This window comes from Yinghuangia sp. ASG 101, assembly GCF_021165735.1.
Classification (GTDB): domain Bacteria; phylum Actinomycetota; class Actinomycetes; order Streptomycetales; family Streptomycetaceae; genus Yinghuangia.
On the sequence record NZ_CP088911.1, the window covers coordinates 4,118,186 to 4,135,745 of the forward strand.

General features: G+C 70.0%; 19 protein-coding genes and 1 pseudogene. 7 read left to right on the plus strand and 13 right to left on the minus strand.

Annotation, left to right across the window (positions count from 1 at the left end):
• The first annotated feature begins 5 nt into the window (after window positions 1–5).
• Entirely contained in the window at window positions 6–380 is a 375-nt protein-coding gene (locus LO772_RS17600) for a winged helix-turn-helix transcriptional regulator (RefSeq protein ID WP_231779352.1), read from the plus strand.
• A 14-nt stretch (window positions 381–394) separates the two neighbouring features.
• Here the strand turns inward: LO772_RS17600 and LO772_RS17605 are convergent, their stop codons facing one another.
• The 4 genes from LO772_RS17605 to LO772_RS17620 all read right to left on the minus strand — a co-directional run bounded on the left by LO772_RS17605 (window position 395) and on the right by LO772_RS17620 (window position 3,569).
• A complete protein-coding gene (locus LO772_RS17605; RefSeq protein WP_331717340.1) occupies window positions 395–1,564 on the minus strand; it encodes a methyltransferase domain-containing protein in 1,170 nt (389 codons plus the stop codon).
• Window positions 1,565–1,811: 247 nt separating this feature from the next.
• The gene (locus LO772_RS17610; RefSeq protein WP_231779353.1) at window positions 1,812–2,663 is read right to left on the minus strand and encodes a helix-turn-helix domain-containing protein; all 852 of its coding nucleotides are present in this window, start codon (window positions 2,661–2,663) and stop codon (window positions 1,812–1,814) included.
• Window positions 2,664–2,770: 107 nt separating this feature from the next.
• Window positions 2,771–3,058 carry a hypothetical protein gene (locus LO772_RS17615; protein WP_231779354.1) on the minus strand — a complete coding sequence of 96 codons (288 nt, stop codon included), beginning with the start codon at window positions 3,056–3,058 and terminating at the stop codon, window positions 2,771–2,773.
• A 79-nt stretch (window positions 3,059–3,137) separates the two neighbouring features.
• Window positions 3,138–3,569: an ATP-binding protein gene (locus LO772_RS17620; protein WP_231779355.1), complete on the minus strand. Its 432-nt coding sequence runs from the start codon at window positions 3,567–3,569 to the stop codon at window positions 3,138–3,140.
• A 239-nt stretch (window positions 3,570–3,808) separates the two neighbouring features.
• On the opposite strand from LO772_RS17620, the gene LO772_RS17625 reads away from it, so the two are divergent.
• The 3 genes from LO772_RS17625 (at window position 3,809) to LO772_RS17635 (ending at window position 5,115) form a co-directional block, all read left to right on the plus strand.
• Window positions 3,809–4,657, plus strand: coding sequence for a helix-turn-helix domain-containing protein (locus tag LO772_RS17625; RefSeq protein ID WP_231779356.1), 849 nt, complete (start codon window positions 3,809–3,811; stop codon window positions 4,655–4,657).
• Window positions 4,654–4,839, plus strand: coding sequence for a DUF397 domain-containing protein (locus LO772_RS17630; protein WP_231779357.1), 186 nt, complete (start codon window positions 4,654–4,656; stop codon window positions 4,837–4,839). Before LO772_RS17625 ends, LO772_RS17630 begins: the two co-directional genes overlap by 4 nt.
• A 90-nt stretch (window positions 4,840–4,929) precedes the next feature.
• On the plus strand, window positions 4,930–5,115 hold the full coding sequence (locus LO772_RS17635; RefSeq protein WP_231779358.1) for a DUF397 domain-containing protein: 186 nt from the start codon (window positions 4,930–4,932) through the stop codon (window positions 5,113–5,115).
• A 125-nt stretch (window positions 5,116–5,240) separates the two neighbouring features.
• Here the strand turns inward: LO772_RS17635 and LO772_RS17640 are convergent.
• The 3 genes and pseudogenes from LO772_RS17640 to LO772_RS17650 all read right to left on the minus strand — a co-directional run.
• Window positions 5,241–6,119: pseudogene (locus LO772_RS17640) on the minus strand (methyltransferase domain-containing protein); the annotation flags it as partial.
• Between the two features lie 281 nt (window positions 6,120–6,400).
• Complete coding sequence (locus tag LO772_RS17645; RefSeq protein WP_231779360.1) at window positions 6,401–6,799, minus strand: helix-turn-helix domain-containing protein; 399 nt, start codon at window positions 6,797–6,799, stop codon at window positions 6,401–6,403.
• Between the two features lie 170 nt (window positions 6,800–6,969).
• A complete protein-coding gene (locus LO772_RS17650; RefSeq protein ID WP_231779361.1) occupies window positions 6,970–7,755 on the minus strand; it encodes an SDR family NAD(P)-dependent oxidoreductase in 786 nt (261 codons plus the stop codon).
• 392 nt (window positions 7,756–8,147) lie between these two features.
• Between LO772_RS17650 and LO772_RS17655 the strand changes: the two genes are divergently transcribed.
• The 3 genes from LO772_RS17655 to LO772_RS17665 all read left to right on the plus strand — a co-directional run bounded on the left by LO772_RS17655 (window position 8,148) and on the right by LO772_RS17665 (window position 10,693).
• Window positions 8,148–8,657, plus strand: coding sequence for a GNAT family N-acetyltransferase (locus LO772_RS17655; RefSeq protein ID WP_231779603.1), 510 nt, complete (start codon window positions 8,148–8,150; stop codon window positions 8,655–8,657).
• Window positions 8,658–8,849: 192 nt separating this feature from the next.
• On the plus strand, window positions 8,850–9,626 hold the full coding sequence (locus LO772_RS17660; protein WP_231779362.1) for an HAD family hydrolase: 777 nt from the start codon (window positions 8,850–8,852) through the stop codon (window positions 9,624–9,626).
• Window positions 9,627–9,682: 56 nt separating this feature from the next.
• Window positions 9,683–10,693 (plus strand): phosphotransferase, encoded by a 1,011-nt coding sequence (locus LO772_RS17665; RefSeq protein ID WP_231779363.1) that lies wholly within the window; start codon window positions 9,683–9,685, stop codon window positions 10,691–10,693.
• 97 nt (window positions 10,694–10,790) lie between these two features.
• On the opposite strand, the gene LO772_RS17670 is transcribed toward LO772_RS17665, so the two are convergent.
• From LO772_RS17670 to LO772_RS17695, 6 genes are all read right to left on the minus strand, one after another.
• Window positions 10,791–12,362, minus strand: coding sequence for a protein kinase domain-containing protein (locus LO772_RS17670; RefSeq protein ID WP_231779364.1), 1,572 nt, complete (start codon window positions 12,360–12,362; stop codon window positions 10,791–10,793).
• A gap of 267 nt (window positions 12,363–12,629) precedes the next feature.
• Window positions 12,630–13,712 carry a protein kinase domain-containing protein gene (locus tag LO772_RS17675; RefSeq protein ID WP_231779365.1) on the minus strand — a complete coding sequence of 361 codons (1,083 nt, stop codon included), beginning with the start codon at window positions 13,710–13,712 and terminating at the stop codon, window positions 12,630–12,632.
• 105 nt (window positions 13,713–13,817) lie between these two features.
• Window positions 13,818–14,354 carry a bacterial proteasome activator family protein gene (locus LO772_RS17680; RefSeq protein ID WP_269453222.1) on the minus strand — a complete coding sequence of 179 codons (537 nt, stop codon included), beginning with the start codon at window positions 14,352–14,354 and terminating at the stop codon, window positions 13,818–13,820.
• A gap of 54 nt (window positions 14,355–14,408) precedes the next feature.
• Entirely contained in the window at window positions 14,409–15,206 is a 798-nt protein-coding gene (locus LO772_RS17685) for a hypothetical protein (RefSeq protein ID WP_231779366.1), read from the minus strand.
• Window positions 15,207–15,439: 233 nt separating this feature from the next.
• Window positions 15,440–16,159, minus strand: coding sequence for a hypothetical protein (locus LO772_RS17690; RefSeq protein WP_231779367.1), 720 nt, complete (start codon window positions 16,157–16,159; stop codon window positions 15,440–15,442).
• A gap of 393 nt (window positions 16,160–16,552) precedes the next feature.
• Window positions 16,553–17,536: an NAD(P)H-quinone oxidoreductase gene (locus LO772_RS17695; protein WP_231779368.1), complete on the minus strand. Its 984-nt coding sequence runs from the start codon at window positions 17,534–17,536 to the stop codon at window positions 16,553–16,555.
• Window positions 17,537–17,560: the final 24 nt, after the last annotated feature.

Below are 17,560 nucleotides of genomic sequence, written 5' to 3' on the forward strand. Positions count from 1 at the left end.
GACTCATGCCGCCCTCGGCGCGACGCGGCCCCTACTTCTGCGGCATCGACGCGGCCATGGACGTCGTCACCGGCAAATGGAAGTCGCTGATCCTCTGGGAGCTGCACCACCACGGCACCCGCCGCTTCGCCGAACTCCGCCGGGGTCTTCCGGGCGTCAGCGAGAAAATGCTCGTCCAACACCTCCGCGAGATGGAGGAGGACGGCCTCGTCCACCGCGAGGTGTACCGCGAGGTCCCGCCGAAGGTCGAATACTCCCTCACGGAACACGGCACCACACTCAACGCCGCCCTGGCCCCTTTGGGGGCCTGGGGCACCGACCGCATGCGGCGGATCGGCGCCGAAAAGATCGCGATCGAGGCTCTCCCGAGTCGGCGGTGACCGCCGGCTCACCCCTACACGACCGACACGGGATTGTCCGCCCGATCAAGCCACACATGCTGCCCGCTCGCGCCCGCGGTAAGACCGAATCGTTCGAAGCCAGGACGACCATGATCAAGCCACCAGCCGAAGGCGGCTTCCGTCTCGTCCCACAGCTTTCGGGGGCCGGACTGAACCACCTCGAACTCGCTTTCACCGGGGACGTGGTCGGCTGATGCCCACGACCGGGTGTCGGTGGCGTACGTCCAGAGCGTGTACGAGCCGTCGTCGTACCGCTCGGCACGCCAAAACGCTCCGGGCACCCGGACGCCGATGGCGAACTGCTCGATCCAGCCGCCGATTTCCGAAGGAGAAAGGCGCGTCGTGCTCGCCACCCCATCCGCCGGCCACGGCCGACCCTTGAGATAGGCGTCGAACGGTGGGCGCTCCGTACGCTGTTGCCTTATCCGCATGAAAGCACTGGAGCGTGTGAAGGGGCCGGTCGCCGTACCGTCCTCGCCCACGCACAGGCGTACGACAGCCTCGCCGCCGTACCCGGTCCCCCACGGTGCGACGATCAGGCCGCCCGGCGTGGTCTGTTCGATCCACGCGCGAGGAACCTCGCCGATCGAGCACGTCGCGATCAACCTGTCGCACGGACCGCAGGTCGCATAGCCGAGACGGCCGTCTCCGACGATGACCCTCACGTCGAGCCCAGCCCCGCGAAGGTTCTCTTCCGCCTGGCGAGCGACATCCCCGTCGTACTCGACGGTGACCACGTTCGCCGCGCCCACCCGGTGGGCGAGAAGCGCGGCATTCCACCCAGTCCCGCTTCCCACCTCAAGGACCCGATGCCCCGGTCGTACGTCCAGATCCGCGAGCATCGAAAAGACCATGCCCGGCATGGAGTTGGAGCTTGTCGGCGAGTTTCCCAACTCTTCGCCGACGTGGCTGCCGTCATCCCACTGGGTGGTGAGCGGGATGTCGGAGTAAACGGCCCGCAACCACGCTTCGGGATTGAGCGCGCGGTCCACCAGCGCACCCTGCTCCGTACCGTCCGCGATGCCGGGCCAGATGCGGTCGGGGACGAAGAGTTCGCGGGGCACAGCGGTGAACGCCGACAGCCATTCAGATGTCAGCGCTCCGGATTTCATGAGGACGGAGGCGAGCCCCGAGGAACCCGCCTCGTCAATTCCCGTCGTCACGGATGCCTACTTACCTGTCGCCGGCCCCGAACCGTCCGATGTGTTGCCGCCCTCGTCGGAACCGCCTCCGCCGTGTTTGGTGCCACTGTTGCTGTCATCCTGCTGCCGCCCGCCTTGGCCGCCGCCGGAACCGCCACCGTGCTTCGCCATCGCCTGCCTCCTTCGTGTTGTGTCGCTGTTGGTGCGATGACGATCACGCTACGTATCGCCCAACGCCAACTTCCAGGAGATTGCACGAGGTTGCACATCAACCGCCGAGGGCATCGGCCGCCGCCGCAATCAGCGCACGAGCAGACAGTCCGAAGACGGCTAAGGCGGACAGTTCGGCGAACGTCTGGGCATACATCGCGACTTCACTCGGCTGGGTGATCGTCAGATATCCCGATACCAACTCGACGTTGACCTGTGCGGAGTCATAGAGCCAAAACCCCTCGGCCGGCCAACGCTCCCGGTCCGGCCGCATCGGCACAACTCCCAAGCTGACGTTGGGAAGCGCGGCGACCGTGACCAAGTGGCCGAGTTGTTCGGTCATGACATCGACACCGCCGATGCCGGTGCGCAGCACCGACTCCTCGATGAGGAACGCGAATCGGCGGTCGCCTTCGCAGAGGATGCGTTGACGCTCCATACGGCTCGCGACCGCCTCCGCCACGTCGTCCACCAGCCCACGTCGCCGCTGGATCGCCCGCAACGCCGCTGTCGTGTAGGCGCGCGTCTGGATCATGCCGGGCACAAGCCACGAGGAGTAGGAACGAAATTGGCGGGTCCGCTGGTACAGCGGCAGACGAGCCTCCTGCGCCCGCTTGAGCCCCGCTCGCTCCATGCGCCGCCAACTGACCCACATTCCCTCGGGAGTTCGGAGCATGGCGATCAGGTCGTCGGCCTGATCTTCGGCCCCGCATGCCCGGCACCATGCCCGGATGTCGTCGGCTGATGGAGGCGTTCGGCCGTTCATGATCCGGGACGATTTCGCTGGACTCCACGTACAACGCTCGGCAAGTACGCGCCCCGTCAGCCCGGCGTCTCGGCAGAGTTCGCCGAGACGATTCGCGAGAGCCAGACGCGCCTGCTGGGCACTGGACGAGGGCAAGGGAGCCATGTTGGTTGCCGGTTCGTCGGCTCAGCTGGTACTCCGCGTACGGGATCGCCCGCTCCCAGACCCATGACGACGCGCCGATCGTTCGTCGTCCACGGTCGGGCCCCTGCTCATCGTTCGGGTGCCGTGTCGGAGGGCGACGGCGGCAGCGTGCGTGGGAGTACCAGGGTGTCGCCGTCCGTGTGCGTGGTTGTTGTCACGAGGCTGACCCCGAAGCGCAGTTGGCCGATGAGGCGCAGGGTGGACGGGACGGTCAGGTCGTGGACGCAGGTTAAAAGGTGGGGACCGTCGCCGTGGTAGGCGACGGTGGAGTGGGTCTGGAAGCCGATCCTGATGGGACGGAAATTCAGCGGGTCGAGTACGGCTGCCCAGGCGCGGGTTGGTTCGTACGGTGCCATCCGGTCCCCCGTGGCGGTGAAGTCGGAGGGTGGGTGGTGTGTGCGGAAGCCGGTTCCGCACACCACCCACCCGTGTGCGCTATGCCCAGCTCGGCAAGGCCATTCGTGCGGAGACGACTTTGCGTCCGTCCGCGACGGGGCGGACCGAGAGGCGCCCGCCGCCGAGGGCGACGATCAGGAGGCCCCGGCCTGATTCGGCTTTGTCGTCCGGGAGTTCGTAGGTGCCGTGTGGGAGGCGCGGTAAGAGGTGGGGCGCGCGGTCGACCACGGCGACGAACCAGTCGGAGTCGTTGGCGGAGACCCAGAGTTCGATGTCCCCGCCGGTGTCGGCGTGCCGAACGGCGTTGGATACCAGCTCTGTTGCCACGAGCGCGGCCGTGTCGTAGTCGACGCCGAGTTGTTGGGCCGCGGGCGCTATGTACTTGCGCGCCAGGCCGGCCGCGGCCGGAACGGAGGGCAGAACGACACGGCAGATGAGGTCGGCATCGAAGCCGAGACGAAGGTCGTGCACGGCGCCCTCCCCGGGCTGCGCGGTGCGAGGCATCGCGGACTTGGTTGCCCCATGCGGTGGCTGAATAACACCGTGTGAGGCGCGACGACGACACCATATGGGTTGGGCACTAGTGCTCGCCATGAGTCCGGACAAAAATTTGGAACCAGGGCCGATTCGGCTCATGATGGTCTCGCGCCTGCACTGTGCGAGAAGATGGCCCCCGACATCGCGCGGGGCCGGGATCAGGGGGTGATGACATGCCAGCGCTGCCAAGTCACGCAAGGAAGCGCCTGGGGCTCAGGCTGAAGACGTTGCGAACCGAGGCGGGCCTCACCGTCGACAACGTGGTGGAGACGCTTGGGTGGGGGCGTACCAAACTCATCCGCATCGAGTCGGCCAAGGTCAACCTGAACCGCCACGACCTGCACCGCTTGGGAAACATGTACGACGCGTCACCCGAGGAGCTTCAGATCCTTGAAGAGCTCGTCGAGGAAACCCGGGCGACTCACTGGTGGCAAGCCGAGCCGTACCGTGGGGTTCTCACCGAGGCTCTGGCCGATTTCATCGCGCTGGAGTCAACGGCATCCCGAATCGCTGTCGCCGAAACGGGCGTTGTGCCGGGTCTGTTGCAGTCGCCCGAGTACGCGGCGGCCGTGTTCGCGTCGCAACCACACGTCCCTGACCCCGATCTGGCGGCGGTGCGCGTTGAATTGCGCATGCGCAGGCAGCGGATCTTGGTTGAGGAGAATGTCGTCGTGTCCGCAGCGATCGGTGAAGGGCTCCTGTATGCCGCCACAGGCGGCAAGGATGTGCTTCGTGGACAGATTCGCCGACTGATCGATCTGTGCGAATTGCCGAACGTCGACCTGCGCATCATCCCTTTCGATGCTGAGCGAGCAATCCTTTCAGGCGGGATCACGCTCTTCGACTTCCCGGACGAGCACAGCACGAGCGTGGTGTATTCGGAGTACGAAGGCAGCATGCTGGCGCGCGATTCGGACCTCGACATTCGGCGGTTTCGTCGGCTACTCGACCATCTGACGTCACAATCCCTTTCCTCGGAAGACACCAGGAAAATGCTCCAAACGAGATTGGAATCAGTGTGAGCATCGAGAACCGCTCATGGCGCAAATCCTCGTACTCCGGTGGCGGCGACAATTCGTGTGTGGAGGTCGCGCCGCTGGCCACAGCGACGGGCGTTCGCGACAGCAAGGACCGCACCCGCGGACACATCGAGATCCCCGAGAACTCCTGGGCCACCATGACCGCAGAGCTCAAGCGCCCGTAGCGGATCCGCATCAACGAACATTGACGTCCGCCGAGGTCGGTCAGCACAAACATCGCCCGGCCCAGCCGCTGACACACACAAGGATGAACTATGAGCCCGGCAATAACTGTTTGGCGCAAGTCGTCCCACTCCGGAAGCGCCGCCAACGAGTGTGTCGAGGCCGCGCTGCTGGCCCCAGCGACCGGCGTCCGCGACACCAAAGACCGCACGCGCGGGCACATCGAGGTTCCCGGAAATTCCTGGACAACATTGCTCGAAGAGCTCAAGCGCTCGTAGCCGACCACCCTGCGGCGAACACCGATTTCCGGCCGGGCGTTCGCCCGGCCGGAGATACGAACTCGTCAAACGCTGCGAGAGCAAGCCCACCGGTCGTCAGCCGCTCGATCCGATATCACAGCACGTCAGATGGTCCACCCCTCGTTCTCCTCATCGAGCCAAACGCGGTGCGACCCGTCGGTGTTGACAGTCAGCCCAAACCGCTCGGGCAGCGGTGAACCGTGCAACGTCCACCACGACCACGCGCCCTCCACCTCGTCCCATAAACGCCGAGGACCGCTCTGCCGCACGACGAACTCATCGAGTCGACAGCCGTCGTAGTCGACCGTCGCCCAGCTCGAACCGTTCTCGTCGCCGACCCACAGCCGGGTGCGCACGCCGGGTGCGTCCTCGGGTGTCTGCTCCCAGTGATGCCACACGTCCGGCAGACGCAGCCCGATGGCGAAATCCGCTTCGCTGTCATCGCCGCTCGCCACCCACCACGGCGACACGTTCGTTGCCGACGCCTGCGGTTCATCATCACCCAGCACGTCATCGACGTCTTCGACCTTCGACCGGTGCGCGCGCATCGGCATGAACGCGCCGCCCGCGCGGAACCGCCCCGACGCGGACCCGTCCGGACGTACATGGAGAGTGACCGTGCCGTAGCGAGTCCATCCGGTCGCCCACGGCGCCACGATCCGGCCCCCGGCCACGGTCTGACGGATCCACGCGAGGGGCACCCGCACAACCGAGCAAGTTGCCACCACGCGGTCGTAGGGTCCGTCGACCGCGTAGCCGTTCGCTCCGTCCGTCGCGATCACGCGGGGCCGAAGTCCCAGAGAGCGCAGCCGATCCCGGGCCGTGTCGGCAAGAGCCTTGTCAACCTCGATCGTGGCGACGCTCGCACTGCCGAGCCGGTGCGCGAGCAGACCCGCGTTCCAGCCGCTACCGCTGCCGATCTCCAGAACACGCATGCCGTCCTCAAGATCCAAGTCGAGCAGCATGGCAGCCACCACGGACGGCTGGGACGCCGACGAACTCGGCCATGGATCCTCGCCATCCCTCTCGCGACCATCGCCGTCTCGGACTTACACGACGACCGACCGGTTCGCCCACGCCTCGCGGACCCACCGATCCGGTTCCCGGCGCCGGTCGCACGGCTCGTGTACGCCCGATTCGCCTCGCAGCCAGATCACTTCGGGCAGAAAGCGCGGTCGGGGCACCGCCGCGAACGCATCACGCCATTCGGACGGCAGTGCCCCGGTTGCCTGCTCCACTTCGCGGAGCATGTCGTCGTGCACGCTCAGCCTTCCGTTGTCTGGAGAAAGCCTGGGATGACATCCGAGCTATACAGGCGGAATCGGGACGTCCGCTCGAACTTCGCCGTATAGGAATCTTGCAACCGCCGCAGTCCGGTGCGTTCGCGTCGGCGCCACTCGACATACATCGAGTCGACCGTCTGGGCTTGAGCAAGCAAATCCTCGGTCTCGTCCTCCGCCTGGCAAATTCGACACCATATGACGACGTCAGCCAATGAGGGCGGGGTTCTGCCCGTCATGAGGCGGCTCGACTTGGACGCATGCCAATTGGCGAGCTCGGCGAGCGCCGCGCCGGTCAGTCCCGCACGCTGCGCAAGTTCCCGAAGTCGGGCGCCGAGTGCTTGCCGCGCGGCCTGCGCGCTGGACGAGGAGGAGCGGGCCACACTCTGCTCTCAATCGGTTCGGAACTCCGCATGCGGGGTGCCGCGATCCCAGAGTCGTTCGAACGCCTCCGATGTCTGGTCCCTAAGGTTCTACCAAGCTCCGCTCTGGGGAACACGGTATTGGCCACGGGGCCGTTGGCGAAGTGTCAGGGGGTGGCCGCCCGTCGTCGTCATTGTGCGGAATAGGCGCCGTCGATGAGGTGGTAGCTGCCGTGGATGAAGGAGGCGCGGCGGGACAGCAGATAGACCGTCAGTTCCGCTACTTCCTCGGGGCGGCCGAGGCGGCCGGCCGGGTGGAGGGTGATCAGGGTGTCTCGGGCGACGGTGTCGGCGGAGGCGAGCAGTGGGGTGTCGATGAAGCCGGGGCCGACGGCGTTGATGCGTACGCCTTGGGCGGCATATTCGAGTGCGGCGGTTTTGGTGAGGCCGACGACGCCGTGCTTGGCGGCGACGTAGGCCGGTGAGCCGCGGAATCCGTTGGTGCCCAGGATCGACGCCATGTTGACGATGGCGCCTCCGCCGCCGGCGAGCATGACCGGGATCTCGTGGCGCATGGAGTAGAAGACCCCGTCGAGGTTGGTGGCGATGACGCGGCGCCACGCGTCGACGGGATACTCCCCGGTGGGCGCGCTCTCGCCGCCGATTCCGGCGTTGTTGACGGCGAGGTGCAGGGCGCCGAGGTCGTCCGCGGTGGCGCGGACGGCGGCCTCGACGGAGTCGGGGTCGGTGACGTCGACCCGGACGGCGAGCGTCCGGGCGCCCGTGGTCCGGTGGATCTCGTCCGCCGCGGCGCGTACGCCTTCCTCGTTGAAGTCGGCGAGTGCGACGGCGGCACCGCCCGCGGCCAGGCGGGCGGCGACGGCGAGCCCGATGCCGGAGGCGGCACCGGTCACCAGGGCGACTCTGCCGTCGAACTCGTGGGCGTAGTCGGGGAGCGGGCGGGATTCGGCGGTCATGGCGGGTGGGTCCTTCCGGTCGCGGCGGTGACGTCTCGGTCACGGCGAACGTACGGGCAGCAGGCAGGTCGTTCGCGGAGAAACATGGAATGTCGTGTGAATTGCCCGACTTTGTACCACCGCGCTGGCCGCCGCCTCCCGCCCCCGCCCTGGTTTCGGTCGACGATCGTTCGGGTGGTACCGTGAACCGCTGGTGTTCGTCCGTTCGAGAGTTCAGGGAGGTGAGGTTGATGACCGCGCTCAAGACCGTTGCGTTGCGCAGCGTCCGGACCATCCTCACGTCCCCGGCGACGGTCTGACTTCGTTCGGAATCGCCTTGCCGGGGGCGTGAGCTCGCGAGGCATCTCCACGAACACCACCATCATGAAACGGACTTCCCTCCTGTCATGAGCATGTCTTTCTCCTGGACCACCCGTCCTGAGACCGCAGCCGACATCCCCGCGCTCCGCGCGATCAGCCTGGCGGCGTTCGAGACCCCGCTGGAGGCCGACCTCATCGACGCCCTGCGCGCCGACGAGGCCTGGATCGACGGCCTGTCCCTGGTCAGCACCACCGACGACGGCCGACCCGTCGGCCACGCGCTGTTGACCCGGTGCCACATCGACGCGACCCCGGCCCTGTGCCTGGGCCCCGTCGCGGTCCTCCCGGAGCACCAGCGCTCCGGCGCCGGAGGGGCGGCGATCCGTGCCGCCCTGAACGCCGCCGCGGGGAGGGGCGAGCGCTTCGTCGTCGTTCTCGGGCACCCGCCCTACTACCCCCGGTTCGGTTTCACGCGCGCCTCCGCGCACGGCATCCGCGCCTCCTTCGACACACCGGACGACGCCCTCATGGCGCTCGCCCTCGACACCGAACACCCGCTCCCCACCGGCACCATCCGGTACGCGGCACCGTTCGGCGTGTGACACGCGGGCCGTACGGCGGCGTGTTCCGCGCCGCCGTACGGCCCGGCCCGAAGCCCCGGCGAGGCGGCTGCCCGGTTCGGGCCCGGGCGGCGGTCCGGGCGCGTCGGCGGCGCCCTGGTGATCCGGTTCGGGGGCGGCTGGGCGAGGATGGGGCGCGTGACTGGGGCTTTGCGACCTTTGCGACCGCGGATTGTGGCCACCGATCTGGACGGGACGATCATCCGGAGCGACGGGACGATCTCGGAGCGTACGCTCGCCGCGCTCGTCGCCGTCGAGGCGGCCGGGAGCGCGGTGGTGTTCGTGACCGGTCGGCCGCCTCGGTGGATGGACAAGGTGGCCGAGGTGACCGGGCACCACGGGCTGGCGATCTGCGGTAACGGGGCCGTCGTGTACGACCTGCGCCGCGAGCGCATCGTCGAGACGCACGCGATGGACGTCGCCACGGCCCGCAGGGTCGCGTCGCTGATCAAGACGGAGATCCCGGATGTGTGCTTCGCGGTGGAGACCGCGACCGGGTTCGCGCACGAGCCGGCGTATCCGCCGCTGGAGCGCGACCTGTCGGTGGTGCACGACATCGCGCCCATCGAGGACCTGTTGGTCCGTCCGGTTCTGAAGCTGCTGGCCCGGCACACCGTGTCGACCCCGGAGGAGTTCCTGGCGCGGACGCGTGCGGCGGCCGGCCCGTACGCCGAGTTCACCCACTCGTCGAAGATCGCCCTCGTCGAGATCAGCGCCCTCGGCGTCAGCAAGGCCACCACGCTCGCCTCGTTCTGCGCCCGCCACGGTGTCGCCGCCGACGAAGTCGTGGCATTCGGCGACATGCCCAACGACCTGCCGATGCTCACGTGGGCGGGCCTGCCGTACGCGGTCGCCAACGCCCATCCGACGGTGCTCGAAGCGGTGCCGAACCACACGGCGAGCAACGACGACGACGGCGTCGCGCAAATCGTCGAAAAACTCTTCGGATAAGCGTGATAACAGGTGGTGATCGACCACCTACTTTCCGTCGATATACTCGGCCCGATATGCGCACACCTCGGGCGGGGACCTCCCCGCTGGCCGCCATGCTCGGCCGCTTCGGGGTCGGCGACGCGGTAGGTTTCCGGCCCGTCGCCGAAGGGCTGTTGAACCGCGGGTACGAGGTGGAGACCACCGAAGGCCGCTGGTTCCTCAAGCACTACCTCGACCAGACTCCACGGAACATCGCGTTCCAGCACCGGGCCACCGCACGCCTGCGCGCGTGCGGGCTGCCGGCCCTGCCGCCGGTGGCCGCGACCTGCGGCGCCACCGCGTTGTTCGTGCGCGGGCGCTGGTTCGCGCTGTTCCCGTGGGTCGAAGGCCGGCACCGCGACGGCACCGAGCTGGACACGGACGAATGCGGCGACCTGGGAACACTGCTGGGCGGCGTCCACGCGACGCTCCGGCAGACGCTGCCACCCGTCCAGCAACCGCTGTTCGCCCCCGCCGCCGACGCCGACGCCTCGATCGCGGTCGCGAAGCGCCTGCTGGCGAGCATACGCGCGCGCGGCATCCGCGAACCCTTCGACGAACTCGCCGAACACCGCCTCGTCGAACGCCTGGGCATGCTGCGGCAGTTCGCACGCCTGCGCCCGGCCGACCACGACGCGCCGCGGCAGGGCTACGTGCACGGCGACTTCCATCCGCTCAACCTGCTCTACGCCGACCGCTCCCCGGCGGCGATCATCGACTGGGACCGCCTCGCCGCGCTGCCCGGCACCGAGGAGACGGTCCGCGCCGCGCTGCTGTTCTTCACCGCTCGCGCGACCGGCACACTCGACCTGGGCCGCGTGCGCGCGTTCGTGCGCGCGTACCGTGCGGTCGCCGACCCCGGCCGGGCGGACCTCGCGGCGGCCGTACGGCGGCTGTGGTGGGAGCGCCTCAACGACTTCTGGATGCTCAACCGGCACTACGTCGAGCGCGACCACCGCTCCGACCCGCTGTTCCCGACCTCGGCGGCGCTGCTGGTGTGGTGGACGGGGCATTACCGGGAGGTCATGGCCGCGTTCGTCGAGTAACGGGCGCGGCGGGGGAACTCCCGTATGTGGACGGTGAGTTCGCGACACGAAAACGGCGGGGGGCCATGTGTGGCCACCCCGCCGTCGCGGTTCGACGTCAGCCGTCGCCGCCCGTGCCTCCTGTGGGCGTCCCACCGCCACCCGCCGGCGACGACTGCCCGCCACCACCCGCCGGCGTACTGGGCTTGCTCGTGTTCGCGCTCGGCGACGTGGTCGGCGTCGTCTCGTCGTCCGTCGGCATGCTCGACGTGGTCGGAGTCCGCGTCGACGGCTGGGAGTTCTGGCCGCCGCCCGGGTTCGCCGTCTGGTAGGTCGCCGACGTGCGCGTGCTGTCGTTCTGCGACGTGCGCGTCGGCTGCGACGGCGAGTCGTCCTCTTCCGGATCGCCCACCGGAGCCGCCGGGCCGGTGTTCGTGTCCGTGGACGGCGGCCCGCTCGTGGGCGCCGTCGGCGAGTGCGACTCCCCGCCGGCCCCGCCCGCGTTGTCGTCACCGCCGTTCAACAGGATCACCGCGATCGTCACGCCCGCGATCACCGCGATGACCAGCGCCGCGACGAGCGCGTACGTGCCGCCGCGCCGCCGGGGCCGCTCGTCGACGGCCGGCATCGCTCCCGTACCGCCGTCGTTCACCGGCAGCCCGAGCGGCCCGCTCGGCATCGGCCCGGTGGCCTCGGGGTTGCCGGGCACCGGCCCGCCCGCGAGGCGAGCGGTCGCCGCCGTCCCGGTCGCGCCCGGTGCCCAGACCGGCTGCGTCCGGGTCTGCGCCCCGGTCGGTGCTATGTGCACGGCCTGGCCGTTGAGCGCACGCCGTACGTCCATCCGGAACTCTTCGGCCGTCTGATACCGGTCGTCCGGGTTCTTCGCGAGCGCCTTGAGGGTGATCGCGTCGAGGTGCGGAGGCACGCCGGGCACGGACGCCGAGGGCGGGCGCGGATCGTCCTGCACGTGCTGGTACACCACCGACAACGGGGTGTCGCCGTTGAACGGCGGTCTCAGCGCGAGGAGTTCGTAGAGCAGGCAGCCGCTGGAGTACAGGTCGCTGCGCGCGTCGACCGTGCGGCCGAGCGCCTGCTCGGGGGAGAGGTACTGCGGCGTGCCCATGACCATGCCGGTCTGGGTCATCGTCGTCGCGGCGCTGTGCATCGCGCGGGCGATGCCGAAGTCCATCACCTTCACGGAGCCGCTGTTGGTGATGATGACGTTCGCCGGCTTGATGTCGCGGTGGATGATGCCGTGCCGGTGGCTGTATTCGAGGGCCTCCAGCACGCCCTCGGTGATCCGCAGCGCCTGCTCCTGCGGTATCGGCGATCCCTCGACCAGCAGCTCACGGACGGTGCGCCCCTCGACGCACTCCATCACGATGAACGGCACCAGCTCCTCGCCGACGCGGTCCTCGCCGGTGTCGTAGACCGACACGATCGCGGGGTGGTTGAGCGACGCGGCGTTCTGCGCCTCGCGCCCGAACCGCGACCGCGCGACCGGATCCTGCGCGAGGTCGGGACGGAGCGTCTTGACCGCGACCGTCCGGCCGAGCCGGACGTCGTGGGCCATGCTCACCTCGGCCATTCCGCCTCGGCCGAGCTGACGCCCCAACTCGTAGCGTCCCGAACCGACGGTCCTGACCTGGGTCCCGGAGATTTCGTCGTCCGGGCGCTGCGGCTGACCCATCACTCCTCGCCGTCCGTTTCGTCACGGTCCGCCGGGAACGAATTCGCTCGTCCCAACGATCGCCGGGTTCTCATAGGCACGCCGGATCCCGGCCCGCACGCACATGGCATTGTCCCGCCAATCCGATATCCGAGCACCGTACCGGCAGCCGACGCACCCCATCAGGCTACGCGGTTCCGGGGGACGAGAGATAACTCACCGCCGTCGGACACCGGGACGGAGCGGTCGGCCCGGCAGCCGGCGTCCGGCTCGGGACCGCGCCCGACGCTACCTCAACGCGGCGGCCAGCACCGAGGCAAGGAGCAAAGTCGCCACCGCCACGGCACCCCACGCGACGCGCCTCCGCACACGGCCGCGACGCCTCGGCACGCGCCCGCCGCGCGGTTCCGCGGCACCGCGGCGCACACCGGGGCCGGGCGTCCGGGACCGGTTCCGCGCCCGGGCCCGGGAGTCCCGCGACGGGTGCCCCGGCGCCCGCCCTGACAGCGCGTCAGGAAGGATGCGCCCCACGGCCGATCGCATCTCCGCGGCACCCGCGAACCGCAACTGCGGGTCCTTGCGCAGCGCGTGCAGCACCAGATCGTCGACGGCACCGGGGACATCGCGGTACGCCGACGGCGGCAGCGGCTCGTCGCGCACGTGCTTGGACGCCACCGTGATCGCACTGTCGCCGTCGAACGGTACGGTGCCGACGAGGAGTTCGTACAACAGGCAGCCCACCGAGTAGACGTCGCTGCGCGGCGACGCCGGGTGCCCGAGCGCTTGTTCGGGGGAGAAGTACTGCGGCGTGCCCATGATGTGCCCGACGGCGGTCAGCGGGGCCGAGCCGTCGTGCACGACCCGCGCGATGCCGAAGTCCATGACCTTGACCGCGCCGTCCTCGGCCACCATGACGTTCACCGGCTTGATGTCGCGGTGCACGATGCCGCGGGCGTGGCTGTAGTCGAGCGCGTCCAGCACGGGGGCCACGATGCGCAGCGCGCGGCGCCAGGGCAGGGGGCCGCCGTGGTGGCGCAGCAGCGCCCGCAGTGTGTGGCCGCGGACGAGTTCCATGACGATCCACGGAATCGGCCCGGTCGGGCCGTCGTCCTCGCCCGTGTCGTAGACGCGCACGATCGCGGGGTGGTCGAGCGCCGCGGCGTGCTGGGCCTCACGGGCGAAACGCGACCGTGCCACGGCGTCCTCGGCGAGGTCGGGACGCAGCCTCTTCACCGCGACGACGCGGTCCAGGGCCCGGTCGTGGGCCTCGTGGACGACGGCCATACCGCCGCCTCCGATACGGCGCAGCGTGCGGTAGCGGCCTCTGCCGAAGGTCGTTCCGGAGAACTCGTCGTGCCGGTCGTGCACCATCCGCCGCCCCCGGGACTCGGCCGACGAGGCCCGCGGACCCCGCACGGCGGCGGGATCCGCGGACCTCGTGCATCGCTCACAGATTCACACAACCACCGCGCGCGGTCACAGGTAGGGGCCCGTCTGCGTCGGGCCTCCCTCACCCGGGCGGCCGGGCATCGACGCACCGGGCGGCAGCGCCCTGCGCATGGTCTCCAACTGCGCTCGTGCCGCCATCTGTTGCGCGAACAACGCGGTCTGGATGCCGTGGAAGAGCCCTTCGAGCCAGCCGACGAGCTGGGCCTGCGCGATGCGCAGCTCGGCCTCGGTGGGCACCTTCTCCTCGTTGAACGGCAGCGTGAGGCGCTCCAACTCCTCGACCAGCTCGGGCGCGAGCCCCTTTTCGAGCTCCTTGATCGAGCCCTTGTGGATGTCCGCGAGCCGGACGCGGCTGGCCTCGTCGAGAGGCGCCGCGCGTACCTCCTCCAGAAGTTGCTTGATCATGCTGCCGATTCGCATGACCTTCGCCGGCTGCTCCACCATGTCGGTGACCGCGAGTTCGCCGTTCTCGCCACCCTCGGCGCCGCTCACCGCCATGCCGTCGGGCCCGACGATCAGGACATGAGGGTTGTCGTCCTGTGCTTCGTTGTTGGGCATGTTCATGTCCCCATCCTCTCCCGTCGGCGCCGACCCCCGCCACGGGGCCGCCCGCCGCGGTCAGAGGCAGACCAGATCTATGTTGATCTTGTGGGTCTGGGCGTTGACCACCGGCTGGAGGATGCGCAGTTGCACGGTGGCCTTGATGCGTGCGCCGCTGTATCTGATGCCGACCGGCCACGGGATGGTCAGGCTCTGCTGCCGCTGTCCGTCGCCGGTGAAGTGCAACTGGTCGGGCGGCCACGAGCGGACGTCGTCGAAATACCACTGGTATACGACGTCGCCCTCGCCGCCGTCGACCAGGACGGTCGCGGTGACCATGACCTCGTCGCGGCCGGCGCAGCGGACGACGGCGCCCGTCCCCCGGTTGCCGGTCAGCACGACGCCCACCACCTTGAACGGCGCCGTGCTGTACGTTTCCACCGGTCGGCCGGGGTCGTCGCCCCGCGCGTCGTCGTCCTGCGGCGGGTTGGCGGGCACCTGGGCGGGCGCCTGGGGCGGTACGGCGGCGGTCGCCGGGGGGTCGTCCTGCCGGGGCGCGGCCGGCGACGCTCCCGGGGACGGGAGCGCGGACGGCAGCGAGCCGGCGGTCGTCACGTCCGGCGCGGGAGCGACGGGCGGCGCCGGCACGGCGTCGGACGGCGGGAGCGGCGTGGCGGGCGAGGCCTCCGGCTCGGGCGGCGCGTGCTCCTCGGCGGGCAGTTGCGGCGGGATGCCGACCGGCTCGGAGGGTGCGGCGCGCTCGCCGCCGCCGTGCGAGCCGTAGAAGTTCACCAGGGTGAGGACGCCCACCATGAGCAGGGCGATCACCACGGGACCCATCGGGACGCGCCGAACGAAGGCACGGACTGTGCGCATCCGGCCTCCCTTCCCGCCCGGGGTCCTGCCCCCCTGCCGGAGAGGGGGCGTCCCAGCCCACGGCTGGGGGCGCGGCGGCACTGCCGGAAACTATCGCGAATCCGGTCCCGACGTCTCCGATGTGACCGTCTCCGGTGCCACCGCCTAGATGAGACTGCACCGTTCGCGGCTCCCGCACCAGACGCCCCGCCTTCCGGACGCTACCCGCGGTGCGCGCGTGTCATGGCGCCGGGTCAGCGGCGGCCCGGCCGCCGGGCGGCGGTGATGTGCACGACGGCCGCGCCGGCCACGACGAGGAGCAGCCCCACGAGACCGATCGGCACGGCCGCGTCCGGGCCCGTGTCGGGCAGTTCGTGCCGCGCGGACGCGGCGACCGCGGACGGTTCCGCCTCGGCGGCCCGCGGGGGAGCCGCGGCCGAGGCCAGGGTGCTGTCGTCGAGATACCACGCGAGCACGCGCCCGCCGGAGCGTACGACGCTCACCCCGGCGCGGGGCCCGGGCAGCACCTCAAGTCCGTCCGCACGCATGGCGGCGATCCCGTCCGGGCCGCCGGACAACACGAGTTCGCCCTCGACGGTGAGTGCGGGCGCGCCCGCGGCGTCCGTGACCGGGGCGATGCCGTACGGCGCGACGCGGGTCAGCAGCCTGTCGCGCTCCTCGGGGGTCGGGCCCGGCGGGGGCCGCTCCGGGACGGCGTGCCCGGGCGCGTCGGGCTGCCGCGGGCCGGGGTCCGGCAGCAGGTCGGGGGGCTCGGCCCGGGGGACGACGGCACCGAGGCCGTTGACCGCGGCGACGGGGGCGGAGGCCGTGACCGACGGCTGCGGCGTGGGCTCCGGTGCGGCGACCGCGATGGTCGCACCGGGAGCGCCCGTGGGGGCGGCGAGGGCGGCGAGGGCGGTGAAGGCGACGCACGCCACGACAGTGCGGATCCGTGTCGGATATGGCTTGCGCACGGCGGCGACCCTTCCAGCACGTCCGAACCGGAACGAACGCCGGAGCGGAGTCGGTGGCCGCCCAAACGAGGCAGCCTTCGGTGGCCGCCAATTGGGGCAGCCGTCGGTGGCCGCCAAACGGACGCGGCCCTCGTCGGCCGCCGGACCGGCGCAACCGTCGGTGGCCGCGAAACCCGCGCGGCCGGTGTCGGCAGCCTAGAAAAATCGGACCAACCACTCAATAGATGACATTTCTCCACGAGGGTAGGCGTGTCGGCGATCACTCGCACGGCGTACCGGATTCGTTCACGTGTTCGCATCGGGGGCGCCACGCGGGCGCCCGTCCGCGACCGGGCACGCGACCGCCGGGCGCCGCGACCCTCGCGGCGCCCGGCGGATGCCGGACAGCGGGCCCTACGCCCCGACGGCCAGCACGATCTTGCCGATGTGCGTGCTGGACTCGATGATCCGGTGGGCCTCGACCGCGTCCGTGATCGGAAGCGTCCGGTCGATGATCGGCCGCACGCGGTCCGCCGCGATCAGCGGCCACACGTGCTCGCGCACGGCCGCCACGATCGCGGCCTTCTCGGCGAGCGGACGGGCGCGCAGCGACGTCGCCGCGACCGCCGCGCGCTTCGTGAGGAGCTGGTTCAGGTCGAGTTCGGCCTTGCGACCGCCCTGCAGGCCGATGATGACCAGGCGGCCGTTGACCGCGAGCGCGTCGACGTTGCGCGCGAGGTATTTGGCGCCCATGTTGTCCAGGATGACGTCGACGCCTTCGCCGCCGGTCTCCTCCGCGACGCGCGCGACGAAGTCCTCGTCGCGGTGGTTGATCGCGACATCGGCGCCCAACTCGCGGCAGCGGGCGAGCTTTTCCTCGCTTCCCGCGGTGGTGAGGATCTTCGCGCCCACCGCGCGCGCCAGCTGGATCGCCATCGTGCCGACCCCGCTGGAGCCGCCGTGCACCAGGAACGATTCACCGGGCCGCAGGTGCGCGACCATGAAGACGTTCGACCACACCGTCGTCGCGACCTCGGGCAGCGCCGCGGCCTCGACCAGGCCGACCCCGTCCGGAACGGGCAGCAACTGGCCCACCGGAACCCTCACATATTGCGCGTAACCGCCCCCCGCGAGCAGTGCGCACACCTCGTCGCCGACCGCCCAGCCGGCGACTCCCGCGCCGAGCCTGACGATCCGGCCCGAAGCCTCCAGGCCCGGGTACGCCGACGCCCCCGGCGGCGGCGCGTAGAACCCCTGCCGCTGCATCAGGTCCGCGCGGTTGACCGCCGTGGCCGCCACCTCGACCAACACCTCGCCCGGCTCCGGCTCCTCGTCCGGTACCTCGGTCCAGGTCAGCACCTCGGGCCCGCCCGGGCTCCCGATCGTGATCGCGTACAACGGCCTTGCTCCCTTTCGTCGTTC